The 26,227-nt window shown below is 35.9% G+C and carries 23 protein-coding genes and 2 pseudogenes; 12 read left to right on the top strand and 13 right to left on the bottom strand.

Annotated elements, in window-relative coordinates; translation table 11 throughout:
• Positions 1-7: 7 nt before the first annotated feature.
• Complete coding sequence (locus tag MKL35_RS07110) at positions 8-1,429, bottom strand: GntP family permease (RefSeq protein WP_002049969.1); 1,422 nt, start codon at positions 1,427-1,429, stop codon at positions 8-10.
• Positions 1,430-2,098: 669 nt separating this feature from the next.
• Between MKL35_RS07110 and bla the strand changes: the two genes are divergently transcribed.
• Entirely contained in the window at positions 2,099-2,953 is an 855-nt protein-coding gene (gene bla / locus MKL35_RS07105) for a putative subclass B3 metallo-beta-lactamase (RefSeq protein WP_081404400.1), read from the top strand.
• Positions 2,954-3,089: 136 nt separating this feature from the next.
• Here the strand turns inward: bla and MKL35_RS07100 are convergent, their stop codons facing one another.
• Positions 3,090-3,533 carry a BLUF domain-containing protein gene (locus tag MKL35_RS07100; protein WP_004708845.1) on the bottom strand — a complete coding sequence of 148 codons (444 nt, stop codon included), beginning with the start codon at positions 3,531-3,533 and terminating at the stop codon, positions 3,090-3,092.
• 230 nt (positions 3,534-3,763) lie between these two features.
• Here MKL35_RS07100 and MKL35_RS07095 point away from each other — a divergent pair, with 230 nt between their 5' ends.
• A complete protein-coding gene (locus MKL35_RS07095; protein ID WP_270913209.1) occupies positions 3,764-4,027 on the top strand; it encodes a hypothetical protein in 264 nt (87 codons plus the stop codon).
• A gap of 206 nt (positions 4,028-4,233) precedes the next feature.
• Here MKL35_RS07095 and MKL35_RS07090 read toward each other — a convergent pair.
• Positions 4,234-4,602 (bottom strand): annotated as a pseudogene (locus MKL35_RS07090) (helix-turn-helix domain-containing protein); the annotation flags it as partial.
• Here MKL35_RS07090 and MKL35_RS07085 point away from each other — a divergent pair.
• The 8 genes from MKL35_RS07085 (at position 4,579) to MKL35_RS07050 (ending at position 12,486) form a co-directional block, all read left to right on the top strand.
• Positions 4,579-5,004: a hypothetical protein gene (locus MKL35_RS07085; protein ID WP_228132246.1), complete on the top strand. Its 426-nt coding sequence runs from the start codon at positions 4,579-4,581 to the stop codon at positions 5,002-5,004. The pseudogene MKL35_RS07090 and the gene MKL35_RS07085 sit on opposite strands and share 24 nt — an antisense overlap.
• 183 nt (positions 5,005-5,187) lie before the next feature.
• Positions 5,188-6,123, top strand: coding sequence for a LysR family transcriptional regulator (locus MKL35_RS07080; protein WP_106479365.1), 936 nt, complete (start codon positions 5,188-5,190; stop codon positions 6,121-6,123).
• A 121-nt stretch (positions 6,124-6,244) separates the two neighbouring features.
• Entirely contained in the window at positions 6,245-6,970 is a 726-nt protein-coding gene (locus tag MKL35_RS07075; protein WP_032012019.1) for an alpha/beta hydrolase, read from the top strand.
• A gap of 279 nt (positions 6,971-7,249) precedes the next feature.
• Positions 7,250-8,131: a LysR family transcriptional regulator gene (locus tag MKL35_RS07070; RefSeq protein ID WP_002050110.1), complete on the top strand. Its 882-nt coding sequence runs from the start codon at positions 7,250-7,252 to the stop codon at positions 8,129-8,131.
• A 244-nt stretch (positions 8,132-8,375) separates the two neighbouring features.
• Positions 8,376-9,080, top strand: a complete 705-nt coding sequence (locus MKL35_RS07065) for a CoA transferase subunit A (RefSeq protein ID WP_004887294.1) — start codon at positions 8,376-8,378, stop codon at positions 9,078-9,080.
• Between the two features lies 1 nt (position 9,081).
• Positions 9,082-9,723 carry a 3-oxoacid CoA-transferase subunit B gene (locus tag MKL35_RS07060; RefSeq protein WP_032012017.1) on the top strand — a complete coding sequence of 214 codons (642 nt, stop codon included), beginning with the start codon at positions 9,082-9,084 and terminating at the stop codon, positions 9,721-9,723.
• Between the two features lie 115 nt (positions 9,724-9,838).
• Complete coding sequence (locus MKL35_RS07055) at positions 9,839-11,248, top strand: short-chain fatty acid transporter (RefSeq protein ID WP_032012016.1); 1,410 nt, start codon at positions 9,839-9,841, stop codon at positions 11,246-11,248.
• A 65-nt stretch (positions 11,249-11,313) separates the two neighbouring features.
• Positions 11,314-12,486, top strand: a complete 1,173-nt coding sequence (locus tag MKL35_RS07050; RefSeq protein WP_023896762.1) for a thiolase family protein — start codon at positions 11,314-11,316, stop codon at positions 12,484-12,486.
• A 61-nt stretch (positions 12,487-12,547) separates the two neighbouring features.
• On the opposite strand, the gene MKL35_RS07045 is transcribed toward MKL35_RS07050, so the two are convergent.
• The 4 genes from MKL35_RS07045 to MKL35_RS07030 form a co-directional block, all read right to left on the bottom strand.
• The gene (locus MKL35_RS07045; RefSeq protein ID WP_004887299.1) at positions 12,548-13,444 is read right to left on the bottom strand and encodes a LysR family transcriptional regulator; all 897 of its coding nucleotides are present in this window, start codon (positions 13,442-13,444) and stop codon (positions 12,548-12,550) included.
• A 237-nt stretch (positions 13,445-13,681) separates the two neighbouring features.
• Positions 13,682-14,578 carry a LysR substrate-binding domain-containing protein gene (locus MKL35_RS07040; RefSeq protein WP_002050172.1) on the bottom strand — a complete coding sequence of 299 codons (897 nt, stop codon included), beginning with the start codon at positions 14,576-14,578 and terminating at the stop codon, positions 13,682-13,684.
• A 773-nt stretch (positions 14,579-15,351) separates the two neighbouring features.
• Entirely contained in the window at positions 15,352-15,573 is a 222-nt protein-coding gene (locus tag MKL35_RS07035) for a hypothetical protein (protein WP_000668585.1), read from the bottom strand.
• 90 nt (positions 15,574-15,663) lie between these two features.
• Positions 15,664-15,849 carry a hypothetical protein gene (locus MKL35_RS07030; protein ID WP_004708863.1) on the bottom strand — a complete coding sequence of 62 codons (186 nt, stop codon included), beginning with the start codon at positions 15,847-15,849 and terminating at the stop codon, positions 15,664-15,666.
• Between the two features lie 413 nt (positions 15,850-16,262).
• On the opposite strand from MKL35_RS07030, the gene MKL35_RS07025 reads away from it, so the two are divergent.
• Positions 16,263-17,681, top strand: a complete 1,419-nt coding sequence (locus tag MKL35_RS07025; RefSeq protein WP_002047389.1) for an aspartate ammonia-lyase — start codon at positions 16,263-16,265, stop codon at positions 17,679-17,681.
• Between the two features lie 55 nt (positions 17,682-17,736).
• On the opposite strand, the gene MKL35_RS07020 is transcribed toward MKL35_RS07025, so the two are convergent.
• The gene (locus tag MKL35_RS07020) at positions 17,737-19,956 is read right to left on the bottom strand and encodes a TonB-dependent siderophore receptor (protein WP_119689260.1); all 2,220 of its coding nucleotides are present in this window, start codon (positions 19,954-19,956) and stop codon (positions 17,737-17,739) included.
• Between the two features lie 521 nt (positions 19,957-20,477).
• On the opposite strand from MKL35_RS07020, the gene MKL35_RS07015 reads away from it, so the two are divergent.
• The gene (locus MKL35_RS07015; RefSeq protein WP_032012013.1) at positions 20,478-21,764 is read left to right on the top strand and encodes an MFS transporter; all 1,287 of its coding nucleotides are present in this window, start codon (positions 20,478-20,480) and stop codon (positions 21,762-21,764) included.
• Positions 21,765-21,803: 39 nt separating this feature from the next.
• Here the strand turns inward: MKL35_RS07015 and MKL35_RS07010 are convergent, their stop codons facing one another.
• From MKL35_RS07010 to MKL35_RS06990, 5 genes and pseudogenes are all read right to left on the bottom strand, one after another.
• Positions 21,804-22,085: a gamma-butyrobetaine hydroxylase-like domain-containing protein gene (locus MKL35_RS07010; protein ID WP_032012012.1), complete on the bottom strand. Its 282-nt coding sequence runs from the start codon at positions 22,083-22,085 to the stop codon at positions 21,804-21,806.
• Complete coding sequence (locus MKL35_RS07005; protein WP_270913204.1) at positions 22,069-23,067, bottom strand: HEAT repeat domain-containing protein; 999 nt, start codon at positions 23,065-23,067, stop codon at positions 22,069-22,071. Before MKL35_RS07005 ends, MKL35_RS07010 begins: the two co-directional genes overlap by 17 nt.
• A complete protein-coding gene (locus MKL35_RS07000; RefSeq protein WP_032012010.1) occupies positions 23,064-23,903 on the bottom strand; it encodes an ABC transporter ATP-binding protein in 840 nt (279 codons plus the stop codon). Before MKL35_RS07000 ends, MKL35_RS07005 begins: the two co-directional genes overlap by 4 nt.
• A 1-nt stretch (position 23,904) precedes the next feature.
• A complete protein-coding gene (locus MKL35_RS06995) occupies positions 23,905-24,759 on the bottom strand; it encodes an ABC transporter permease (protein WP_032012009.1) in 855 nt (284 codons plus the stop codon).
• Between the two features lie 34 nt (positions 24,760-24,793).
• Positions 24,794-26,224: pseudogene (locus MKL35_RS06990) on the bottom strand (ABC transporter substrate-binding protein).
• Positions 26,225-26,227 lie beyond the last annotated feature (3 nt).

Raw genomic sequence — 26,227 nt, 5'->3', positions numbered from 1 at the left:
TGCTGATTTAAACAATACCCGTTACGGTAAAGACCGTAATCACCACAAATACTGCTAATGTTTTAATTACCGTAACTGCAAATATATCTTTATACGATTGTTTATGGGTTAAACCTGTAACAGCGAGTAAAGTAATGACAGCACCATTGTGCGGTAAGGTATCCATACCACCTGACGCCATCGCAACTACACGGTGCATAACTTCTGGTGGAATACCCGCAGCTAAAATCGCCGCATTATAGTGTTCAGCCATCGCACTTAAAGCGATGCTCATACCACCAGAAGCTGAACCGGTAATACCTGCTAAAACAGTTGTCGTCACCGCCCCATTTACTAAAGGATTTGTAAAAGTACTGCTCATTGCATGACTAATCATGGCAAAGCCCGGTAATGACGCAATAATGGCACCGAAACCGTACTCAGAAGCCGTATTCATCACGGCTAAAAGTGAGCCGCCGATACTCGCATTAATACCTTCTTTAAAGTTCGTTACTACACGTTGGTAATCAAACAAAATTGCAGTAATAATCCCTACAATCAGCGCAAGTCCAACCGCCCATATCGCACCAGTTTTCGCAACATCTACGGTGTAATCAGCTAGACCAACTGAGGCAAAATCAAAGCCATTTGGATACCATTCTTTGATTGCTTTAGATAAATATTTGTTCATTACTGCAACAAGAATGAGCGGTACAAATGCTAGAAACTGACGAGCCGAACTTCCATTATTTTGCAAGTTCATATCAGCTTCAACTTCTTGAGACGGTGTATTGTCTATACCAAAACCAGAGAATCCTTCCCCCGCTTTTGCAGCAGCGCGGCGACGCCATTCTAAGTAACTTAAACCCATGCATAGAACAAAAATAGCACCAATAATTCCTAGAAATGGTGCGGCATAAATATTGGTACCAAAAAAAGTGGTTGGAATTACGTTCTGGATTTGTGGGGTACCTGGCAATGCATCCATAGTGAATGTAAATGCACCAAGCGCGATGGTTCCCGGAATTAAACGTTTTGGAATATTAGCTTGTCTAAATAGTTGGTTGGCAAATGGATAAATTGCGAATACAGCCACAAATAAACTCACGCCGCTGTATGTTAAAATTGCACCTAGTAATACAACCGTTAAAATTGCTTTTTTTGCGCCAATCCATCTCACAATGGTTCGAGCGATAGACTCAGCAATCCCTGACATTTCAACGACTTTACCAAAAATTGCCCCGAGCAAAAACACAAGAAAGTAATCTTTAATAAAGTTCACCATTTTGGGCATAAAGACACCCGAATAAAACGGTAAAACATTGGCTGGGTTAATGAGTAAAACTGCAAGTAAGGCACAAATTGGTGCCATGAGAATGACAGAAAACCCCTTGTAAGCTGTATACATTAACAGCCCAAGCGAAAGTAGAATTACAAATAATTCCCACATATATTCTTTCTCCCTAAAGAATAGATATTAGGTTCAACAAAATTACCAAAAGATATTTAGGTTATCCCAAACCTAAAATGATAAAAATCACAATATCTACGATTGGTAATAGATAAATGAGCTTAAAAATAAAATATCACTAAAATATTTAAAAACAATGTAATTTATTTAAATTTTAAAATATCAATAAAATACAGGTATTTATATAAATTTCTTGGTAAAGTAAATTATTTAAAAGCCATTATTAATTTATAAAACTTATTAATTATTGAGTAAATTAAATTAATAATTTCATATTATTTAGTAAAGACAATTAAATAATATATTTTTTAAAATAATTTAGTAGATATTCATAATTTAATCTTAAGAAAATAGTGAGAAAGCTGTATCTTAAACATCAAATCGCTATCCTCCCTACATTAAAAACTAGTCTTTACTAATTTATTAATTTGAGTTTTTTGAGAGCTATTTATAGATTGAGCCAAAGGCTTTTTAAAGAGACTGGTTCTGAAATGACTTATCAGTAAGAATGAATGAAAAACAAGCACGAACACATAAAAATTTAATGAATGGTCATATTTTTTTATGAATAAATTAGGGTCTAATTATAGTAAAGGCGTTAAAATATAAAATTTTAATTACTGCGACCAACCTATGAGTCCAATAAAGATGAAGAAAAAGATATTGTTTACAGGAAGTATATTGCTGACTTCTCTATCTGCCTCAGCTACACCATTAAAGTTACCTGATGACTGGACACAAAATACTCAGCCATTCCAAATTACTGAAAATATATACTATGTAGGTACTCACGGTCTTGGAACCTATTTATTGACCTCTGATCATCAAGCTTTATTGATAGATACAGGTCTTCCGGAAAATACAGAGCAAATAGAGCAGAATATTAAAAAATTGGGTTTTAAGTTATCAGATGTAAAAATTATGGTTACAAGCCATGCTCATTGGGACCATGTAGGTGCACTTGCCCGCATTAAACAAGACACTGGCGCCAAATTAATTGCTATGCAGCAGGATGTTCGAGCTTTAGAAATAGGAAAACCAATAGGTGAAAACACCTTCCAAAGTATTCCTTTTACTCCAGTTAAAGTTGATAAAGTCATTCACGATAGAGAAGTAGTTAAACTAGGGAAATTAAAACTAAAAGCTACTCTTACCCCAGGCCATACTCCGGGTTGTACAACTTGGTCAACTGAAGTTAAATCTAATGGTAAGAACCTAAATGTTGTTTTCCCTTGCAGTCTCTCTGTTGCTGGCAATGTTTTACAAAATAATCATCAATATCCAAATATTGTAGAAGATTATCGTCAGAGTTTTAAGCGTTTAAAAAATATGAAGGCAGACATTGTGCTTACTAGCCATCCAGAAGTTGCAGATGTTATGGGAAATAAAGCGCGCAAAGATGCAGGTCAAGTTAATGCATTTATTCAACCAGAAAAACTTTCTGCTATTGTAAAAGATGCAGAAATGGCATTTGAAAAATCATTAGTTAGTAGTAAGCCGTAAATGTAAAATAGTACTATTTATATTTAATATAATTTTAAAAGCCCTGATTGTGCAGGGCTTTTTTAGAAACTTTAATATCATCACCCTTCAACATTTTCTTTTTGGATCTATATCCAATCAAAAAATATATTTTTGGTTAAACTTGATATTGATCCGCTTTCAAATTGGGTTGATCTACAAGTAATTCAATAAAAGATGGGATTGAATTAGTGTTAAGTAAATACGGATTAAACTCATCAACATGATGATGAAAAAAGAAATCTTTTATTTTGGTATTTATAGGCGCAAATTTCATACTCCAATGTTTAAATAACCGCTGTTCGGACGGTTCCAAAAAGATAATTTCGCAGTTTTGATGTCTCGAATCTTTCAAAATTGATTTATAAAATAGCGTCTCAACTTGTTCTTTCTCCCCTTCTAAGTATTGTAAGAAGTATCCATTACCATAGTAAAGCACACCAGTAATGTCATTTTGAGAGTTGAATTTGACTGCTTCTGTGAGGATATCAATTAAATCTTGTTTTATTTGACTATGTTCACTATTGGTTTTACTTGCATACATAAAGCCTATTAAACTCATAGCGATAACTCGAAGATAAATGTCAACGTGCATTCTGACACTTAGATATAAGCCTTACAATGCAACCTACTTAAAACCTTGTATTTCAAGAGTAAAGATTATTATCATTTTGAAAATGACAAACTTTAACAAGTAGAAATGTTTTGTAAATGAATGCCAACCTAACCAATTAACCAGAAAATCTTATTTCAAGTACACTTAAAACCTGTTTTTTAATTTGTGGCGGTCTAATGGAGAACCATGAAATTATTCTTCAACACGAACACCATAAACAGCTTAAGATTGTCAAAGTCCAAGATGTTCGTTTTGATACTCATACACTGAACCATAGCTACCAATGGTTATGGGTATTTGATCATAGCTCAGAGTTTTTTCCATTTGAGCTGTGGGATCAACTCGACAGTGCAACCGTCCATCAAAAAATAAAGCTGAATAATCAGGTCTTTAAGATTATTAAGATTTTGACAAAGAAAACCAAATTAAGATATTCGTGATCAAAACTTTCTTTAACTAATTTTAATTAATAGAGAAGCTCCCGAAAGTGAGCTTTTCAAAACTTTGTCTAGTGTAAAATTATTAATTTAGCGTACGTAATTATGGTGTAACCATTAAGCCAGTGAGAGCTCCTTCTGGACTTAAAAAACTATTAACTGATTGTCCCCACAGCACACAGCTGCTTAATCAGACGATAAAGAAAATTTTATTTATAGGAATTTTCACCAAAAATATTCCGTAGATAACGGACTGGAGTAGTACCTGTATATTGGCGGAAAAAAACGATAAATGCACTATCACTGATAAATTCTAATTGCTGCGCTACCTCACTTATTTGTCTTCCTTTTGCTAGCATTTCCATCGCTCTTAATAATCTCCATTGCTGTCTCCAGTTTTGATAATTCATTCTTGTATCACGAATGAATATTCGGCTAATAGTGCGCTCACAAGCACCTACTATCTGAGCTAGTTGGCCTAACCGTGGAGGTAGTTCACCAAAACGGACATGCTCTAACCACGATTCTAGACGAGCATCTGATGGATATATTAATTGCCAATTTTCACTTCGTTTGGCTGGACAGGATTATTATTAGCAATCTCATCTCTTATGGGTAGTTTATTAAATCGAAAACTACTTGCCTCAAATATTGAACCAGAAATATTGGTAAGACATGCTTGTCACATCGCAATGTTATCAAGCGTGATTGTTTGGATATTACAAACAACCGTATGGATCTTGATTCCGATGGCTGGGGTCGTTCTAGCCTATGGTATTGCCATCCCAAACATACTTAGTCGGGCACTCTGTCATTATCGAGAACAAGCAGGTAAAGCTGGTTCATTGTTCGGTCTAACATATTGTTTACTTTTGGGATGTATGCTTGGACTGGCTGGGCTAGTACAACAATTGGGCCTTGTTCTTACAGTCTGTGCATCGTTAGCGTTACTTCTGCAGCCAAAGCTAGAGTCGAGTTAATTGAAATATCTAACTAGATATAATCATTTATTTTTTAGATTTAAAGTATATCTATTGAAAGCATTCTAGTATGTACTCTAATAAGAGTAATATAAATTTAAAACACTATGAAAGCATTGAGCGTACTTATTTCAAATTCTGTATAGCTTAAATTTTTTAAATTCAACTTTTGGTTTACAAGCTATGAAATCTTTGGATCTTACTCGCTTTGATCTTAATCTTCTGGTTGTACTTGAAGCTTTATGGAATGAAAGACACGTTGGTCGTGCGGCAGAAAGCTTGCATATAACACAATCTGCAACTAGCCATGCTTTATCAAGGCTACGTAATACTCTAGAGGACCCTTTATTCATTCGTAACCCTAAAGGAATAGAGCCTACTCCACTAACAGTTGAATTAATGCCACAAGTAAAAACAGCTCTTGAATTAATAAGACAAGTTGCTACTCCTAGAGGGCAATTCGATCCCATGAACTTAAAGAGGCCCCTTGTACTGGCAGTTACTGACCATGCAATATTAACAGTTATCAATCCTGCATTTGCTCAGCTTCAGAAGGCTGCTCCTGATATAGTTTTGAAGTTAAAACAAGCTAATACTGAATCAGCTTTAAGCATGTTAGATAATGGAGATATTGATATTGTAATTGGCTCAGGATCTTTTTTCCAAATCCCCCAGCGTTTAGATTGCCAATTTGTCCATCAAGAAAGATTTGTAGGGATTGCTCGTAAAAATCACCCAGCTTTAATCAAACGCGACAACAAAAAGTACATAGATATCAAAAATTTTATCAAATTTTCGCATATCTTAGTCTCACCGAATGGAGATATACGGGGAATTGTAGATGAAGTACTAAAAACTCATAACCTTACACGCAAAATTAGCGTAATTTGTCCTAGTTTTTTGGCTGTACCATTCTTAGTTGGTAATTCAGATTCAATAGCAGTAATAGCTGAGCGAGTAGCATTAAAATTACAAGAGACTGCTCAATTGAGCATTTTTGAGCTACCTTTGGTATTACCAACTTGGGAGGTTTATATTATTCGATCGAGAGATAGGATTAATGAACCTATGATCGAATGGATTACAAACACACTAATATCAGCGCAATCAGCCATTTAAAAAATTCTTTTTTTAATTATTAATTTTATGCATGCATTCAATGAATGAATGCCATTAGAGATCATAATTTCAGCTGATTAGAATCACTCTAATATGATTATATAAATTATTGGAGTAATTCATGAATAACCAGCCAACCCTAGTCATGATTCCATGCTTCTCAGGAGCAGCATGGCAACTTAATCAACTTACTGAATTAAAAAATTATAATATGCGCACTTTTTGTTTACCGAATGATATTAATAAAATAGAAGAATTAGCTGATTTCATTATGGATCAAGTAATAGATCTAGATAATTACGTTTTAGTTGGTGATTCTTATGGTGCTATAGCAGCAATTGCTGTTGCAATACGTCAACCAAAAGGTTTAACAGGTTTGGTTATTTCTGGCGGTTTTGCTAAAAGTCCGATTACTTCTCCACTACTCAAATTTTTATCAATGCTTGCCCCTTTCTTTTCAGGTCCATTTTATCGACAACTAACACTTCGATTTCATTCTGCACAGCTCACTTCATCTTTTGATAAAGAGGGAGAAATACCCTGGTCAACAAATCTAAGTAGAGATTTATTTATTAAATCCACGCCTCACAAAGCGTATATCAATCGTATTCAATCAATTGAAGAAATCAACTATATACCTCTCTTAGGAAACATTTTAGTACCCACATTAATTCTTACACCTGATGAAGACAAACTGATTGGAGAAGAAGCTTCTAAAACTCTTTTAAAGAATATTAAAAACTCAGAAGAAGTGATTATCAAGCGTACGGGTCATATGTTTCGATTTTCACATCCTTTCAAATACTCTCTTGAAATAAAAAAATTCTTGAAAAAATATCAAATGTAAATATTTAAAAGAAAGCCCTTCAAAGGGCTTTGACACATAAATCTTGCATACTTGGTATTAATAATATTAGTGGTATATCTTAATAAGCATATACAGAAAGCTAAAATCCTCGTTAGAAAATTAGCTTTAATATCTGTTCTTTACCATCCTACAGTTTCTGCTCTATCAAATAAGTCCATGATTTTTATTTTTCATAATTTTTTGTCAAAAAACATCATATTAGGCAAATTTTCGTATAAATTACTCTTCTAGGTAAGTTGAGTAATTTAAAGGAAAGAAATGACGCTTAAACAACTAAAAGCTTTTTTAGCCCTTGCACGTACACTCAACTATGCCAATGCTTCTTTGGAGTTACATTTAAGCCAATCAGCTTTAAGTCTCACCATCAAAAGTTTAGAAGAAGAGTTAGGCGGTAAACTGTTTAACCGTAATACACGCCGTGTTGAGCTTACCCAAGAAGGCAAATCCCTCATTCCGTATGCAAAAAAATTACTCGCCAATTGGGATGAAATGGAAAATGATGTCAAACAACGCTTTAAGCTTAATCGGGGAACTTTAAGTATTGCATCTATGCCCTTTGTGACTCACGCAATTTTGCCTGAAGTAATTCACCAGTTTTTAGCTGTTCACCCTAATCTTAATTTTTCAATTCACGATATTCCAAATGAGACCATTATAGAAAAAGTTCAGGATGGTATTTTTGAGCTTGGTATTTGTTTTGAACCAGATCTCACCGAAGGTTTAGAGTTTAAACCCCTATTTGAAGAAGATTTCTTGGCTCTTTTGCCAAAGACTCATCCACTTGCTCAATCATCTTCTATTACATGGCATGAGCTTTGTTCAAACCCATTTGTGACCTTACAGAAACCTTCAATTGTTCGATATTTAGTGGAGCAAAATTGTTTGCGAAATAATATAACGCTCGATTTAAAAGTTGAATGTCATCAAATTTCATCACTCTCAAGTTTTGTGGCTTACGGTATTGGAGTAAGTGCAATTCCAAGACATTTTGCCAAACACATTGATAAGGAACATAACGTACTGATAGATTTAAAAGATGAAGCCATTCATAAAACAGTAGGAATTGTTTATAAAAAGAACTTTGAAATTTCAAATATTTCTGCTCAATTTATTGAAGCACTGGTTCAATATAAATTTTAAAAAATTAAAGACTGTCTTTTAAGATGAATTAAGCACACGTTTAAGATAAATTTATTAATTATTATATTTTTCAGTATATTGCAATCAGTTTTTAACATTTTTTGCTCAGTGTAAAACTGTTATTTTGTTGAGAGTTTGATACCATTCATTGATTATACTTATTAATCCTTTAAAAAAATTAACTTCTATAACGCAAAATGTGATGCTAAAACTAAATTACTAAGGGATATAGGAAAACAACAGAATGAATAAAGTTTATGCCAATGCAGAGGCAGCACTGAAAGATGTTATTGCAGATAATCAAACACTTGCTGTAGGCGGTTTTGGTTTATGCGGAATTCCTGAAAAACTGATTATTGCAGTTAAGCAAAGTGGCGTGACTGGTCTCACATGTATTTCTAATAATGCAGGTGTAGATGATTTTGGTTTAGGTATTTTGCTTCAAACCAAACAGATCAAAAAAATGATCTCTTCTTATGTGGGTGAAAATAAAGAATTCGAGCGCCAGTATTTAAATGGTGAACTAGAAGTTGAACTAACTCCACAAGGTACCTTAGCTGAAAAGCTACGTGCAGGAGGCGCTGGAATTCCTGCGTTTTACACACAAACTGGCGTAGGTACACTCATTGCCGAAGGTAAAGAAGAACGTACTTTTCATGGCAAAAACTACATTCTAGAAGAGTCGTTAACAGCAGATGTGGCTCTTGTTAAAGCATATAAGGCAGACAAGGCAGGTAATTTAGTTTTTCGTAAAACTGCTCAAAATTTTAACCCTGAATGTGCGATGGCTGGAAAAATTACAATTGCGGAAGTTGAACAGGTGGTTGAAATTGGTGAATTGGATCCGGATGAAATCCACTTGCCAGGTATCTATGTAAACCGCATCGTATTAAATGCATCACCTGAAAAACGCATTGAGCATAAAACTTTAAGCACGGAGGCAGTATAAAATGGCTTGGTCACGTAATGAAATGGCACAACGTGCTGCAAAAGAACTTGAAGATGGTTTTTATGTCAATTTAGGTATTGGCTTACCTACTCTTGTTGCCAATTATATTCCTGAAAATATTAATGTTTGGCTTCAATCTGAAAATGGCTTATTAGGTATTGGTGAGTTTCCAACCGAAGAAACTGTTGATGCAGATTTAATTAATGCCGGGAAACAAACGGTTACTGCTCGTCCTGGTGCAGCCTTTTTCTCAAGCTCAGAATCTTTTGCCATGATTCGTGGTGGCCATGTCAACATTGCAATTTTAGGTGCAATGGAAGTTTCTGAAAAAGGTGACTTAGCGAACTGGATGATTCCGGGTAAGAAAGTCAAAGGTATGGGCGGTGCAATGGACTTGGTTGTTGGCGTCCAAAAAGTTGTTGTTCTAATGGAACACTGTGCAAAAGACGGTACACCAAAAATCGTGAAAAGCTGTAGTTTGCCTTTAACAGGTAAAGGTGTTGTTCATCGCGTGATTACAGACTTAGGTGTAATGGATATTACGCCACAAGGTGTAGAGCTCATTGAACTAGCTAAAGACGTAACGCTCGAACAAATTCAAACTGCTACAGGTGTTGAGTTTTATAAAACCTTAGTTGCGTAAATTCTAAGATTTAGTTAGCTGTACAAGACTCAAGTTAGTAAGTGAGCTTGGGTCTTAACCCTTTTAAGCACCGGATGTGCTGTTTATAAATAAGAACGAGAAGGATTTTTCAGTTATGGAAAAACAGCAAGGAAATTTTGAAAGATTTGCGCTTCGGATTAGTGACTGGTCTGAAAAATGGTTTCCTGATTCATATATTTTTGCTCTGCTTGGCGTCATTATTGTCTCTGTCGCTGCTTTAGCTATTGGCGCCCCAATCCACGATGTGGCCACTTCATTTGGTAATGGCTTCTGGAGTCTTATTCCTTTTACCCTGCAAATGACGATGCTTATTATTGTAGGTTATGTCGTTTCTGTATCTAAGCCCGTTAAATACCTCATCCAAAAAATGGCACGTATTCCAAGTTCTGGTCGTGGTGCTATTGTTTTGGTGGCAACCGTCAGTTTATTAATTTCACTGGTCAATTGGGCTGTTAGTACAATTCTTACTGCACTTTTAGTAATTGCATTAGCAAAACGTAAAGAGCTGAATATGGACTACCGTGCTGCGGCTGCGGCAGCAATTATTGGTATGGGGGCGACTTGGGCATTAGGAATTAGTTCTTCGGCAGCACAGCTTCAAGCCAATAAAAGTAGCTTGCCTGAATCAATTTATAACCTGACTGGTGTTATTCCATTTACCGAAACGATTTTCCTTTGGCAATCAATCGCAATGACCATTATTTTGGTGATTGTTTCAATTGCAATTGCTTACTGGTCAGCTCCAAAAGGTAATAATGTTAAAACAATTGATAGTTTTGATGTGCAGTTTGAAGAAGAAAAAACAAATGAAGCAAAATCTACTCGTCCAGGTGACTGGTTAGAAAATTCGCCTATCTTAACGATTATTGTGGTGGTTTTAGGCTTAATCTGGATGTTTTTTGAATTCTCAAAAAGCAATCCCATCATTGCCATTTCAAGTCTCAACACCTACAACTTCGTGTTTTTAATGCTTGGGTTAGCTTTACATGGCACACCACGAAACTTCTTAAATGCTGTCGCAAAAGCAGTTCCAGCCGTATCAGGAATTTTAATTCAGTTTCCACTTTACGGAAGTATTGCATTTATTATGACGCAAGCTTTAAACAGTCAGGATTTATCACTATCACATTACGTTGCCGAGTTTTTCGTTTCAATCGCATCAAAAGAAACCTTTGCGATTGTAATGGGAGTTTACTCTGCGGTACTTGGATTCTTTGTACCGTCAGGTGGTGGAAAATGGATTATTGAAGCCCCATATGTTATGCAAGCAGCAAATGATTTAAAGGTTCATTTGGGCTGGTCTGTACAAATTTATAATGCAGCCGAAGCTTTACCAAACTTAATCAATCCATTTTTTATGCTTCCAATGTTAGGCATTTTAAAACTAAAAGCAAAAGATGTGATTGGTTTTACAGTGACTCAGCTCGTTGTGCATTTTCCTTTAGTTTTATTCTTGCTGTGGTTCTTTGGTAGAACGCTCAGCTATACCCCTCCAACTTTTTAATTTAGTGGCGCCTTTAGTTTAGGCTGAAGGCAAATTTAGCAAATACACCAATAAGAGATATTAAGATGAGTTCAATTGTTATAGTTTCAGGTAGCCGTACTGCAATGGGTGGTTTTCAGGGTAGTTTATCTTCTCTAACTGCTCCAGAACTTGGCGCTGCTGTCATCCGTGAATCGATCCAACGTGCAGGTGTTAAGTCTGAACAAGTAGATGAAGTAATTTTTGGTTGTGTACTCAGTGCAGGTATTGGTCAAGGTCCTGCTCGTCAAGCCATGCGTAAAGCTGGTGTGCCTGATCATGTCGGAGCTGTGACCATTAATAAACTTTGTGGCTCTGCAATGAAAGCGGTGTTAATGGCATCAGATACCTTAAAAGCAGGCAGTGCCAATATTATTGTGGCTGGCGGGATGGAATCTATGACAAATGCACCTTATATTTTGCCTAAAGCTCGCGGTGGGTATCGTATGGGACACGGTGAAATTAAGGACCATATGTTTTTAGATGGCCTTGAAGATGCAGAAACAGGTCGTTTAATGGGTTCTTTTGCGCAAGACATGGCAAACACCAAAGGCTTTACCCGTGAGCAAATGGATGACTTTGCAATTTCTTCACTTAAAAAAGCGCAAACTGCAATTACGGAAGGTTATTTCAAAGAAGAGATTGTTCCTGTTGAAGTAAAAACCCGCAAAGGTGTTGAAGTTGTTGATCAAGATGAGCAACCATTAAAAGCAAATCTTGAGAAAATTCCAACTTTACGTCCTGCTTTTAGCAAGGACGGTACAATTACAGCCGCTAACTCAAGCTCGATTTCTGATGGTGCTGCTGCATTAGTACTAACCACTGAAGAATATGCTCAAAGCCATGGGTTAAATACCTTAGCAAAAATTGTGGCAACTTCGACGCACTCTCAGCATCCAAGCGAATTCACAATTGCTCCAATTAGTGCAATTCAGAAAGTACTTGAGCGTGCTGGTTGGTCTGTTGATGAAGTAGATGCTTGGGAAATTAATGAGGCTTTTGCAATGGTGGCAATGGCACCAATTCATGAACTAGGTATTGATGAAGCTAAAGTAAACGTCCATGGTGGTGCATGTGCATTAGGCCATCCAATTGGCGCTACAGGTTCAAGAATTATCCTTTCTCTTATTTATGCGTTAAAACGCTTAGGTAAAAAGAAAGGCGTTGCGGCTCTATGTATTGGTGGTGGTGAAGCAACAGCCGTTGCGATTGAAATTTAATTCAAAATTAAAAGAAGATGTAAGGATTTTTCTTACATCTTCTTTTTTATAAGTAAAATTCCTAAGCTGTTTTAAATAGCTCATAACAAGTTTGACGGAACCATTTATGGCTACTCTTATGGTGACAAGACATATGCCAATGTTGCTTAACATCATAAGTTGGAAAATCAAGCGGTGCAGGTAAAATTTGTAAGTTCTCTCTAACCAATAAAACTTGGCTTAAATAATATGGAACAGTGGCAATCGCATCTGTTTCCTGAACGACTAGACCTACACCTAAGTAACTTGGTAACCGAATTAAAATATTTCGATCCAACCCTTTATTTTGTAGCTCATTTTTAATGTGATAATGCCCAATACCTGCATCAATATCGATATGATATTCGCGCATATAATCTTCTAAAGTAAAATTATTTGGATCTAAACGCGGATGGCTTTTTGAGCTAATCACAACATAGTGTTGACGAAAAAACTTCTGCTGATAAAAACCTTCTTCTAATTGTGGTAAAAAACCTATCGCCAAATCAATTTCACCATTTGCCATTTGATAGCTGGTTTCTGGCGTAATAGGCCTAATATTTAAACGGATGAGAGGTGCTTTTTCTTTTAAATAGTTGGTTAACTGAGGCAGTAAAACTAAATGTGACACATCAGTCATTGCAATCGTAAACAGCTGGTCTGATGTCAATGGATCAAAGTTCACATTAAAGTTATTAATACTTTCAACTTTATCAATAACTTCACTAATCAGAGGAAAAATCTGCTTTGCCAGTTCGGTCGGAATCATTTCATTGCCGACTCGAATAAACAAAGGATCATTAAAATGTTGACGAATTTTGTTTAGACCGTTACTTACACTCGGCTGTGTTAGACCAATAGCATCTGCAGCCATTGAAACACTTTTGAACCGATAAATATGATAAAAAATATTTAATAATCTACTGTCTAGATCAAACAAAATTGTCTCCGCTTGGACTTAATAATCCATTGAAATAAGTTCAAAAGCAGTTATAAATGATAGAAAAATTCTTCTACCCTACTTTTGACTTATTGAATTTTACTCTAAATTAGCAAAGAATTCAGACGAGGGGCAATGCTTTATCATGCCTTTCATCATAAAGACCCAAGCATAATCTACTTATTTGCTTAATTTATATATAAATATCGTGTACTTCACCCTTTGAATGAGTATGCGTTATAGTTCTTGCTGGGCTTTAAAACCATTCCATATTTGTTGTACCGATTTATTATCACTCAAATTATTTTTGAAAATATAAATATCTTGAGCAAGGCAATATTCTTGCTGATCTAAAATAACCAATTTCCCAGCTGCAAGGTCTTCTTCAACATTAATTTTCGGAATCCAAGCAACCCCTAGACCTTGTAAAACCAGCTCTTTTAAATTGGTGGCATTATCAGTTTCATATAACGTTTTATATACGAGCTTACCTTCAATCAGTTGGTCCACTAATTTTCTTAAGTATGCGTGTTTACTATACGCTAGTAGAGCAAAGTTACTTTGTATTGTATGTTTTGGGCTATGGTCGGGTTCAGTTGCAGAAACCGGTACAATGACCGTTTCAGCAATTTTAATACCACTTAAAATATCATCTCCAACTTTTCTAATATTGCTTTTATCTGCATAGCAAATCATGAAATCACAGGCGCCTTCTTTTAACAAAGATAGACCTTCTCCACTATTCGTTGCGACAATTTCAATTTTTAAATCACGAATAAGAGTAGGAAATTTCTTTAAAAATGTTGTTAAAAAACCTGAAGCTAATGAGTGGACCACACAGAAACGAATGGTAGATTCAGTCTCATTCTTAATATTTTTAATGAGTTTTGCGGTTTCCTCTACCTGTTTTTCAATATTCTTAGACATCACTAATAAAATTCGGCCAATATCTGTAAATTCGATGTTGTTTTTATTGTTCCTAATAATGACTTCAGCACCAATCATTTCTTCAATTTGTTGAATTCTTCGAGTAAATGCAGACTGACTAATAAATCTTTTCTCGGCTGCTTTTGAAATTGAACGTTCACGTTCTAATGTGAGGAGATCCTCTACCCAACGGACTTCTAAATTCATCTTATCTATTCCCTTTTAGATTTGTAATTTTATTAATTGATATTTTTGGGAAGAAGCATAAATAAATTTAGGGATGAGAAAGAATGATAAAACATAGGGAGTACCTGCAAAAATGCGAGAAGTGAAAGGACAAAGCCAATCTATAAAATTAAGTATTTAATAATTCTGACATAGAAAAGAAGATAAGAAAATAATAGGTTTTGTTTTCACGAGACAAGAGATGAACATAAGTACAGTTCAGCTAAAAAAATTATTTAAATCAATCAATAAAAACCCATCATAAAATTAAATAAGTGATCTTAACAAGATAACTTTTAGAAATAAGCACGAAATTCTATTCGTACATTTTAATGATAAAAAAAGTCCGCACCTTGGGGAAGAATGCGGACTGTAAACTGTTTCAATAACCAATCTCTAGGTTATTGATTGAATTTTAAGAATCTTAAATTAATACACTATTCCACTATAAAAAGTATCTAAAAAATCTAGTTTTAGACTCTTTCTCACTTCATCTAATCATCAAAAAAAGAATTATTATTTACTCTTACTATGATTTGGTAAGGTAATAATTGATAAGTAAATGATTACCTTACCTCATTTCAGGATTTAAGCAGTATTAATAATTAATTGTATTTCATACAATATTTAAGGTAAGTATAAATTAATAAGATAATCCCGACTATTATACTAAAGTATCTATAGACTGACAGGGAGTGCATTAATTCATCAGTAAGAGCGATAATTCATCCACATAATGATCTATAGAAAATGAACTAATATTCACCAATTAAGTAGTATAACTTTCTTGAAATTTCAACCATCATGTTTGAGGTATATTGGCTGATTTCAAATATCTGTTTTTTCTGTGGGTTAAATACCATATTGTCTTTTTCATCACTAAAAAAAACATAAGTTGTGTATTTATCCATGTGATGAATATGCTCTTTCAAGCTTAGTTTTTCACCAGAGTTAGGGTCATATGCAATAAACTTCATTCTCATGCATTTGTCTCTTTACAGCGCTGACATCTTAATAAAATTTCAGTCAGAAGATTATTTAATAGACAATAATCTTCATTACCTCAATTACTTATACGATGCAGTAGGGATATTTTGTTTTGCTTTTTGAATAGATAACTCAGCATTCTTAATCGATTGCTCAGCTTCTTTAAGCATGTGTGAACTTTTGGTTTCAGTTTTTTCTTCATTTCCTATAAGGAGATAGCAAGTAAAACTTCCCAATATTAGTAAGGCACCAATTACTTTTAACATAAACTTAATAAATCAAAATTTTCTGTATTATAAGTATTTTTATGTGAAATGCATCACAATTTTATTAAAATTTATTAAACGAAACTCATTATTTCTTTATATAAATTAATTTTCACATGAAAATTCAAATAATTTAATAACGTTCCTGAATAAAAATCATTATTTAGTTCGCTTCAAATTTTTTAATTTACTTAATTCTTGTTGAGCAACTCACTCTAAAGAAATTATACAAGCAATTGAATATATTAAATTTTGTAAGATATATAGCTTCCAAGACTCATCAACTATTCCATATTCATTTTAGTGTAATTCATTTTTTGATATGCAAAAAATGCATAATTACTTTAATAAATGCATTAGAAGTGAAGCATTTCGAATTCTAAGATGAATCATCTTTAATGAATCGAAGTTTAATGATGAACGCAGATATTACTACCCGTATTGAGAAGGATCTTATTGGTCATAGAGAAATCAACAATGATCATTATTACGGAGTTCAAACATTACGTGCTTTAGAAAATTTCAACTTAACAAATAGCAAAGTTGGAAATTTCCCTAACTTAATTAAAGCATTAGCTATGGTTAAACTTGCCTGTGCTGAAGCAAACTATAATCTTAAAAACTTAGATCAAACTAAATTTGAAGCGATCGAATATAGCTGTAATCAGCTTATTCGTGGAAACTTCCATGACCAGTTCCCAATCGACATGATGCAAGGCGGTGCTGGTACTTCAACCAATATGAATGCAAATGAAGTATTGGCAAACGTTGCTTTAGAATATATGGGACATTCTAAAGGTCAATATCAGTACTTACATCCAAATAACGACATTAACATGTCACAGTCAACAAATGACGTATACCCTACTGCAATCCGTTTAGGTTTGTTACTTAGCCTAGATGAGTTAAATCTTCCATTTAACAATTTGATTCTTAGCTTCCTAAATAAGTCTCAAGAGTTTGCACACATTTTAAAAATGGGACGTACTCAGTTACAAGATGCTGTGCCTATGACATTAGGTCAAGAGTTTGGTGCTTTTGCGGTAACTCTACAAAAAGACCTTGAGCAAATTAATACGCTTATTCCAAATGTTTTAGCTTATATGAACCTTGGCGGTACAGCGATTGGTACAGGAATTACCACTGAATATAGTTACCGTGAACTCGCGATCCAAGCACTTGGAAAAATTTCTGGTAAGAAAATTAAGTCAGCTCCAGATCTAATCGAAGCAACTTCAGATATGGGTGACTTTGTTCTTTTATCTGGTTTATTAAAACGTACTGCAACTAAACTTTCAAAAATTGCCAATGACTTGCGTTTACTTTCAAGTGGTCCACGTACTGGCATTAATGAAATTAACTTAGAAGCACGTCAACCGGGTAGCTCGATTATGCCAGGTAAAGTAAACCCAGTTATTCCTGAAGCAATGAATCTTGCTTGCTTCCAGATTATTGCAAATGATTTGGCTGTAACTTTAGCTGCTGAAGCTGGTCAATTACAGTTAAATGCAATGGAACCACTTATTGCATTCAAACTATTTGAATCGATGGATTTACTTGGTAAAGCAATGGCAATGTTCCAAAGTAAATGTATTGATACGATTACGGCGAACCCTGAGCACTGTAAAGCTTTAGTTGAAAACTCAATTGGTATTGTGACTGCGCTTAACCCATACCTAGGTTATGAAACGACAACTCGTATTGCTAAAACAGCAAATGAAACTGGGCAAAGTGTATTGGCTCTAGTTCAGAATGAAGGTTTATTATCAGCACAAGTGCTTGATGATATCTTGTCGATTAATAATATGGTTAAACCAAAAATGTCGGCTTAATTCCTGAAATAAAAAAGGAGCTTTTAAAGCTCCTTTTTTATTTGTCCTGTAACTTTTAAAAGCTAAAAGTTGTAGAAAATTGAGCTGTGCGAGGATTACCTAAGAACACATAGTCATCCCCCATAAATGCCCCTACATCACGCCAATATTTCTTGTTAAATAAGTTATCAATATTGAATCTAAAAGTTGTGTCATGCCCAGCAAAATTTGTTTTATAGGCAGCACCAATATTAAAGACACTATATCCGCCTACTTTTACAGTTCCCTCTTTGTTTGCATATTTACTGCTACTATATTGCATACCACTGAGTAATCTTAATCCTTCAACTGACGGTACTTTATAAGATAACTGTGCAGTTGCGCGTACCTTTGGTACATTTTGAGTTTGATGACCTTTGTAGCTGTCAGTATCAATATCAACAAGACGAGATTTAGTAAAGGTAATGCCAGAGCTTACATCAAGTGTATCGGTTAAGGCGCCTGTTAAACCTAACTCAATACCTTGATTGTGTTGTTCGCCTTGCTCAACAAAATCAAAAGTCCCATCTACATTCACTTGGCTATATTGATTGTCTTGTTTTAAATCAAAAATAGCTGCTGTTAATAAGAAGTTGCGTAATTGTTGCTTAACACCAAGTTCATATTGTTCAGAATTTCTAGGTGATAATATCTGGGGACCAGTGCCATACATGACATTGTTTGTATACCAAGGAGCTTCGCCACCATCTGATAAACCTTTGGTATATGAAGCATAAAGATTAGTCGCGGAAGTTGGGCTATACATGAGTGCTAATTGTGGTAAAAACTTGTTTAAATCCGTATCACGGCTTTGCTGCCCATCTGGCTTATAGGCTTGCTCATCAAGGTGAATCAGTTTTCCACCGAGTAGAGTTGACCATTGATCATTAAATTGAACTCGGTCAGAGATTGTAAATGCAGTCTGATCACTCTCTAGAGCTTTGTAACGATCGCCTGGACTTTCCGATGACGGACTATAGTCAATCGTATCTTCATAGATATTGCCTGTTCCTACCGCTACATTCAGTGGTGTATGGTGCTTTAAGGTTTTATATGTACGTTGTAATTCGAAAGCGATTTGATGCTGGATATTAGCAGTGTTGAATTGACCATTTAACCCAGCAGCGAACTGGTTAGTAATACGTGTATCATCTGGGCTGCGGAAGTCATAAATGTCATAATTTCCGTGTTTATCAAAAGTATTGCCCAAACCAGAATATTCACAAATATCGTTATAACAGCCCCATGGGAAAGCACTATTATCATCAATTACAACACGGCTTTGCGATGCATTTAAGCTACCACTCCATTGATCATTAAATGCATATTGATATTTCAAACTTGCATTTACACTGTTATTTACAACAGGTTTACTCCAAGACTGGTAACCCAATAAACGGTCTTGATCTACATTTGTTGGTACTTCTTGCCCATCAAGCAGTTGATAACCTGGTACTGAACGTTGACTTTGATGCTGAGCTTCAATATCAAACAATAATTTAGAACGCTCATTAATTTTCCAGTCTAAAGCAACTGAACCAAACTCACGTTTACCATTTGCATGGTCAACATTTGGATGAATACTTTCATGCGCTAAATTGATTCGATAACCAAAATTGTCATTAACAAAACCACCTACGTCTGTTGCCAGTGTATAACCGCCTTCTGAATTTGCATCTACAGTAATGTTTTTAACATCGGCTGGTCTTTTGGTTACATAGTTAACCACACCACCCGGCGTCGACATTCCAGATTGAATTGCAGAAATACCTTTTAAGATTTCAACTTGTTCTTTATTTTCTAAAGCCACGTTTTGTTCGCCACGTATAGTATGGCCATTAATGAGATAACTTGAGCCTAAATCAAGCGCAAAACCACGTGCTACAAAATTTGGATAGTAGCCAATTGCAGCATAGCCATCCCCTAAAGAGGAATCATTTTTAATAACATCAGTTAAAGTTTTTGCGTGTTGGTCTGCTATACGCTCAGAGGTAATGGTTGTAATAGATGCAGGAACTTTCTTTACATCACTAGTTTGAAAACCAGATAAATTAACTTTTTTAGACGTATATAGTGCATCATTATTTTGTGTAGCATTCACAGTAATAGTTGGGAGCTGCGAAACCTCCGCTTCATTTGCATAGACGACAGATGTTATGAGTGCAATAGATGAAGCCAATGCTGTTTTAGAGCATGTCATGAAGTGAAGATTTATCGAACGTCTTTCCATTGAATAACTACCTGCCATACCGTGCATAATTCTAAAGCGCTAGAAATGAGTGCGGAGTCTATTTTTAGCCACGCAAGAATACAGCTACATATATTGAGAAACAATACATTCTGTACTTTTTCGATTAAGTGTATTTGACACAAATTTTATAAACTTATCATTATATAAATTTCATTTATTTTATTAGGAATTGACGCTATAACTTTTTAAGTATTACCAAATATTCAAATTACACTTAAGCTCAAAATGGAACCTAAAAAGGAGAAAGAGAATAGAAAAAATACTGGTATTAAATTAGCTCAATGATTTTAAATATAATTCATTATCAAATTGAGCGTAAGGAAATGTTCGATCATTGGTTAAAATATCTTTAAATCGAACAAAAGGACGTAATCTCACTAGAAACGAATTTTAAAATTAGAAAAAATGAATGGTTAGGAATTTTAAGGACGTGCTCAGGGTTGAGTAACTTTTACTGTTTCATTCTCTTTTCTGTTTAGCATACCTAAAAAATTCCTAGTTTTTGTCTACAAAACGATGGATGTAATATGACATATACTCAGGAAGAAAAACGTAGTCGAATACGTGGGATTGTAGGCGCAGCCTCTGGTAATTTAGTCGAATGGTTTGATTTTTATATTTATGCCGTATTTGCTGCTTACTTTACTCAAGCTTTAACCGCACCTGATATGGATAGTACGACCAAGTCTATTTATGTTTGGGGGGTATTTGCAGCAAGCTTCTTTATGCGTCCGATTGGAAGCTGGCTATTTGGTCGTATTGCAGATCGACATGGCCGAAAGAAGTCGATGATCATATCAATCTGTTTGATGGCTTTAAGCTCCTTTTTGTTTGCAGCTTTGCCTACTTATGATCAAGTCGGTTTATTTGCTCCTTTTCTGTTACTCCTTGTTCGTCTACTTCAAGGCTTATCAGTGGGTGGTGAATATGGCGCCGTTGCTACTTATATGAGTGAATTAGGTTTAAAAGGTCAGCGTGGTTTTTACTCATCTTTCCAATATGTCACTCTCTCTGGTGGTCAATTGCTTGCAAGCTTACTGGGCGTTATTTTGTTGACGTTCTTAAGTGAACAACAATTACATGATGGCGGTTGGCGTATTCCATTTGTTATTGGTGGTATCGCAGCAATCTTATCTTTGCTTGCACGTAGTCGTTTAGAAGAAACGCTTTCTCATCAAGATAGCGAACGAAAAGAGTCTGGTAGCTTAAGAGAACTTTTTAAAAAGCACTGGAAAACCTTTTTATTGGTGGTTGGATACACTTCTGCCGGTTCATTAACGTTTTATGTAGAGACCGTTTATTCAAAAACCTATTTAACCAACTTAGGGATGGATGGAAAAACCGTTGGTTATATCATGACCTTCGCCCTATTTGTTTATATGTGTGCTCAACCTGTATTTGGTGCAATTTCGGACCGTATTGGGCGACGCTCATCAATGTTGGCATTTAGCTTATTGTCCGCTATTTTTATTTATCCCGTCATGGTGATCGGGATGCGTACCTATATTGATTCGCCGATCATTATTACCTTACTACTCATCTTTATGATGATGTTACTCAGCTTCTATACTTCCATTAGTGGTTTGGTAAAAGCTGAAATGTTCCCACCTCATGTGCGAGCTTTAGGTGTAGGTTTCTCTTATGCAGTAGGTAATGCGCTGTTTGGTGGTTCTGCACCTTCGGTTGCCTTACAGTTTAAAGCTGCCGGAATTGAAAATACCTTCTTTATATATGTCATTGTCATGCTGATTATCTGTTTCTTATGTAGCCTTGCGCTTCCGAAAAAACCAGATTATTTAGAACATGATCATTAATTAAATAAAATGCCTTCTGTCCCAAGCAGAAGGCATCTTTTAGCTCTTAGCAAATTCTTTTAAAAAAGCCCACGGAAAAATCCCTTTATCATGCCCATCACTAAAGCAAATTTGAGCACCATAACCTTGATCAAACATAGCTGTCACTTCAACATTTTGATGCTCTATTTTAATTTGTTTAATTCGCTTCGTTCGACAAAAGCCACATGGGCAAATTTCCCTTAAACTTTGATGACTCAGATATACGCTTGAGCCATCGGTCCATATAAAGTGAACCTGCTTATTTATAGTGTCGACACGGATATCAGGTCTGATTTGCATACTTCACCTCACCAATTTGATTTAATCCAATACGAATCGCTTTTCGTACTTCAGGATCTAGATCATTTTGATGTTGTTCCAATAGCTTCTGAGCTTCTGCTGTACCAATTTCACCGAATGCTAAAGCGACTTCTTTACGCAAGTTACTAATTTCATGCTTAAAGTTTTCAGACAAATGAGCAATTGCCAGATGCGATTTGATTAGTCCTAAGCTTCTTACTGCTGCAATACGTACTTGCCAATACAAGTCAGATAAAGCATGAATTAAGGGAGTTTCAAGCTGAATGATATGTAATTTTCCAATCGTAAGTGCAGCTTCGACTCTTAGTTGCCAACTTTCCGAGGTTAAAGAATGTTGAAGTGCTTGGATCACCTCAGCTGATATGCTCTGACTATAGGCCAAACCACCTGTTGCAATACGGCGGACCTCATCATCTGTATCTGTTTCTGCAATTTTTGCCAATATCGTAATTGCTTGGTCTTGTTGTAACCAACTTAATGCACTGACTGCCTCACGGCGTACAAATGCATCTTCGTGATGTGCCAAAGCAGATATCTCTTCAAATAATTGCTGTGGTCGTAAAGGTTTTAAAGCACGCAGAATTGCACTAAGAGCAAAAGTATTCGTATGCTTTAAATAAGGCGCAAGGATTGGGGCTGATGCCGGATTTTTGAATTCACTTAAACTCTGGCTGGCAGCTTGTCTCACATTCAGATCAACATCAAATAAGGCTTGCGCCAATACTTGCAAACTGGTTGGGTCTTCCCAGCTTTCTAAGTTTTTTGCCGCTTCTTCCCGGACTAAAGCTGAAGAGTCGTGTTGTAGTGCTGTATGCAACCAAGGAAGTAAATCTGGATTTTCTTCATCACCAATATTCATTAAAGCGACGAAGCGAATCTTTTCATCTGGGTCATTGAGCTGTGCGAGAAATTCCTGATTATATTCATCGAGGTCATCTAAAGCTTGATAATAAAAACTCATTCGTATTCCTTAATTTGTGATTTCTTTCCAAGCCCTAATGGATTTAAACGGCTTAACTCTTCTTGTTGAGTAGCTTCTTTTAAAGACTGGATGCAATGTTTTTTAATGGCGGTAAACTCACTACTTGTTACAAGCTCAACGTCTCTTGGACGTTCAAACTTAAGCGGAATTTCTTCAATAATTCGCCCTGGTCGATGGCTCATAATCAACACTCGATCGGCTAAAAAAAGTGCCTCATCAATATCGTGGGTAATAAATAAAACCGACGTTTGGATTTCTTGCCAAATTTCGAGTAATAGCATTTGCATTTTTAAACGAGTTTGAGCATCTAAGGCACCAAAAGGCTCATCCATTAATAAAATACGAGGTTGATTAATCAGTACTCTCGCAATTTCAACCCGTTGCTGCATGCCACCAGAAAGTTCGGCTGGAAATTTATGTTCAAAACCTTTAAGTCCGACCAGATCAATCATTTTCTGAGCTTGTTCAATACGCTTTTGCTTAGCAATGCCCTTCATTTTCAAACCAAAAGCAATATTTTCAAGCACGCTTTTCCATGGAAATAAGGTATGTTGCTGGAACACCAAACCTCTATCTGGATGCGGTTCAAATATCGATTCATCATCGACCGTTAAAGACCCAGAACTAATTGGTAAGTGCCCTGCCAAAGCACCTAATAATGTTGATTTACCGCAACCCGATGGGCCAAGTAAACAAATAAATTCGCCCGGTTGTATTTCGAAATTAATCCGATCTAGTGCCTGAAAACGATTTTTAGCTTGCCCTAAATGTAGCGATAGATTTTGAATACGAACATGGCCTTGTGTAATTGACATTTTAAGACTTCCTCAATTGATACCATGGAGTAAATCGGTTTCCAATCACACGCACCAATGTACTGCTAAACATACCTAACGCTCCTATTAGCACCATGCCAACCACGATATTGCTATAGTTTTGCAAGGTGAAAGATTCCCATGTGAAATATCCAATTCCATGTTGCCCAGAAATCATTTCGGCAGTCACTAAACAGAACCAACAAGTACCCATTCCAATAGATAAACCAGTAATAATGTTCGGTAATGCACCTGGAATAATGACTTCATGAATAATGGCAAGATCAGAAGCGCCTAGACTTTTTGCAGATGCAACGAGTCTTGGGTCAACTGCACCAACACCATGTACGGTGTTTAATAAAATTGGAAATAAAGCCCCAATAAACGTAATAAAAATCATGGAAGCTTCTGATGAGGGAAAAATCAGAATTGCTAAAGGAATCCATGCAACTGCTGGAATTGGACGTAATACTTCTAATGGTGGCATTAGAAATGCAGCCAGTTTTTGGTAACGTCCTGCCAACAAACCAATACCTACACCAATTAGAGCCGCAAGCACAAAACCAATCACTACACGAAACACACTAGATTCAACATGTTCAAATGCAGCGCTGAGTTGAAAAAAAGCCCAAAGCGCATGGATGACATCTAAAGGTGTCGGGACATTGCTAAAGTTCACGAAGCCTAAATTTATTTTAAACTGAGCAAGTCCTTGCCAAATTGCTATCCAAAAAGCTATAGATGTGAAAGCAATGACATAGCTTTTCAAACGCGCTGGATATGATCTCAACTGCCGAAAAAATTTAATCAAAAATGTAATTTGGTTATTAGGTTTTGTCTGGGCTAAACTACTCATTTATTACCTCCTGCTCATTAGGTAAGACAACACATCAGCTCTGTGTTACAAGCTGAATAGCTTTAAAGTCATATACTTTTCCACCCTGTTGTTTAGCCCATTTTTCAGCATCATCTTTTAATAAAAAGGCTTGAATTTGTCCTGCTTTGTCTGTGGCATACCATGCCAAATTAGCAAGTAACTTAATGTCGGACTGATGATCTTGGCTATAAACCACACGCACTGTTTTTCCATTGGCTTGTATTTTCTTTAAATCAGAAAAAGCATGCTCAGGCGTTTCATAGCTACGAACTTTTTCTTCACCCTTTACCCAAATTTGAGTCACCCGATCAAATGTCTTGATGGGTTGGCCCGTTAATGCGTCATTGGCAACCAAAGGTGATTTTGCATAGTCGGCCAGTTGCTGGCTGTAATTAAGTCCAGATGCCTGAAATGCATCCTTAATATATTGATCATCAATAAATTTATTTACATCAAGCGTACCGTCGTTTTTGCCTAGAACTTTTAAGGTGTCTATCGCAATTTGAGTCGCTTTTCGATATTCAGGTTTCCACGTTAAGTCACGAGTTTGCAGACCTAAAGGGCCATGAAAGAGAAAAACGACTTCGGCGGGAATACCGGTTTTTTCAGCAATCAGTTCACTATATTTTTCTGGCTGTTCTCGAATCAAACGATTCGCTTCAATGGTTGCTTGTAATTAAGCCTTTATAACTTCTGGATGCTGCTGTGCATAATCCTTGCTCGCAAGCGAACCATGAAATGTCGGTGATTTTGCTTGAGAACCATCATAGATTTTTTTAGCAAAACCTTGGTAAGCAAATAACTCTCCAAATGGTACGAAGTCAGCATGCGCAGCAATCTTATAACTTTTTAAGGCAGGCCCTGCTACTTCTGGCGCCTGAGCAATCACTTTAATATCTTTATCAAGTTGCCAGCCTTCTGCCTGAATCGCTCGTAGCAACAGTCCATGAGCAGTTGAGGCAAAAGGTACAGAAATGGTTTGTCCTTTTAGTTCTTTAAGCGATGTTACTTTTGAGTCAATTGGAACAACAATCGCATTACCGCTACCATTAATACTGCCTGACAAAGGGGCTAAAAATATGCTTTCTTTGCCAGCTTTTTTAAATGCCGCTAAATTATTCACAGCAGGAAAGTCAGCCATTGCTCCCAAATCTAGACGCCCAGCTACCATTTCACTGGTAAGTGGTGCACCAGAGGTAAAGTTTTTCCATTGAATGTCATATTTAACGTGTTTGTATTTACCATCTTTAGGCAAATATTTTGGTAATAAATTCAATTCACGAATCAGCAACCCACCTGTTGCACAATTAATGGTCGTGTCTTGTGTACCAATCGCTACACGCACAGTTTCTGTTTTACTACCGCACCCCAAAGTGCCAAGTACAATGGCACCAATTAAGCTACTTAGTAATAGTTTTTTATTGATTAATTTATTTTGTCTCATGTT

This window comes from Acinetobacter sp. AOR41_HL (assembly GCF_027854645.1).
Taxonomy (GTDB): domain Bacteria; phylum Pseudomonadota; class Gammaproteobacteria; order Pseudomonadales; family Moraxellaceae; genus Acinetobacter; species Acinetobacter nosocomialis.
Note: the sequence above shows the minus strand (reverse complement) of the source record. Positions and strands in the feature narration are given on the sequence as shown.

Coding starts and splice junctions, on each gene's coding strand:
- MKL35_RS07080 (WP_106479365.1), top strand. CDS start 5,188: ATGAAATCTTTGGATCTTACTCGCTTTGATCTTAATCTTCTGGTTGTA.
- MKL35_RS07055 (WP_032012016.1), top strand. CDS start 9,839: ATGGAAAAACAGCAAGGAAATTTTGAAAGATTTGCGCTTCGGATTAGT.
- bla (WP_081404400.1), top strand. CDS start 2,099: ATGAAGAAAAAGATATTGTTTACAGGAAGTATATTGCTGACTTCTCTA.
- MKL35_RS07075 (WP_032012019.1), top strand. CDS start 6,245: ATGAATAACCAGCCAACCCTAGTCATGATTCCATGCTTCTCAGGAGCA.
- MKL35_RS07100 (WP_004708845.1), bottom strand. CDS start 3,533: ATGAGTTTAATAGGCTTTATGTATGCAAGTAAAACCAATAGTGAACAT.
- MKL35_RS07025 (WP_002047389.1), top strand. CDS start 16,263: ATGATGAACGCAGATATTACTACCCGTATTGAGAAGGATCTTATTGGT.
- MKL35_RS07015 (WP_032012013.1), top strand. CDS start 20,478: ATGACATATACTCAGGAAGAAAAACGTAGTCGAATACGTGGGATTGTA.
- MKL35_RS07010 (WP_032012012.1), bottom strand. CDS start 22,085: ATGCAAATCAGACCTGATATCCGTGTCGACACTATAAATAAGCAGGTT.
- MKL35_RS07000 (WP_032012010.1), bottom strand. CDS start 23,903: ATGTCAATTACACAAGGCCATGTTCGTATTCAAAATCTATCGCTACAT.
- MKL35_RS07095 (WP_270913209.1), top strand. CDS start 3,764: ATGGAGAACCATGAAATTATTCTTCAACACGAACACCATAAACAGCTT.
- MKL35_RS07065 (WP_004887294.1), top strand. CDS start 8,376: ATGAATAAAGTTTATGCCAATGCAGAGGCAGCACTGAAAGATGTTATT.
- MKL35_RS07050 (WP_023896762.1), top strand. CDS start 11,314: ATGAGTTCAATTGTTATAGTTTCAGGTAGCCGTACTGCAATGGGTGGT.
- MKL35_RS07005 (WP_270913204.1), bottom strand. CDS start 23,067: ATGAGTTTTTATTATCAAGCTTTAGATGACCTCGATGAATATAATCAG.
- MKL35_RS07060 (WP_032012017.1), top strand. CDS start 9,082: ATGGCTTGGTCACGTAATGAAATGGCACAACGTGCTGCAAAAGAACTT.
- MKL35_RS07020 (WP_119689260.1), bottom strand. CDS start 19,956: ATGCACGGTATGGCAGGTAGTTATTCAATGGAAAGACGTTCGATAAAT.
- MKL35_RS07070 (WP_002050110.1), top strand. CDS start 7,250: ATGACGCTTAAACAACTAAAAGCTTTTTTAGCCCTTGCACGTACACTC.
- MKL35_RS07110 (WP_002049969.1), bottom strand. CDS start 1,429: ATGTGGGAATTATTTGTAATTCTACTTTCGCTTGGGCTGTTAATGTAT.
- MKL35_RS07030 (WP_004708863.1), bottom strand. CDS start 15,849: ATGTTAAAAGTAATTGGTGCCTTACTAATATTGGGAAGTTTTACTTGC.
- MKL35_RS06995 (WP_032012009.1), bottom strand. CDS start 24,759: ATGAGTAGTTTAGCCCAGACAAAACCTAATAACCAAATTACATTTTTG.
- MKL35_RS07035 (WP_000668585.1), bottom strand. CDS start 15,573: ATGAAGTTTATTGCATATGACCCTAACTCTGGTGAAAAACTAAGCTTG.
- MKL35_RS07040 (WP_002050172.1), bottom strand. CDS start 14,578: ATGAATTTAGAAGTCCGTTGGGTAGAGGATCTCCTCACATTAGAACGT.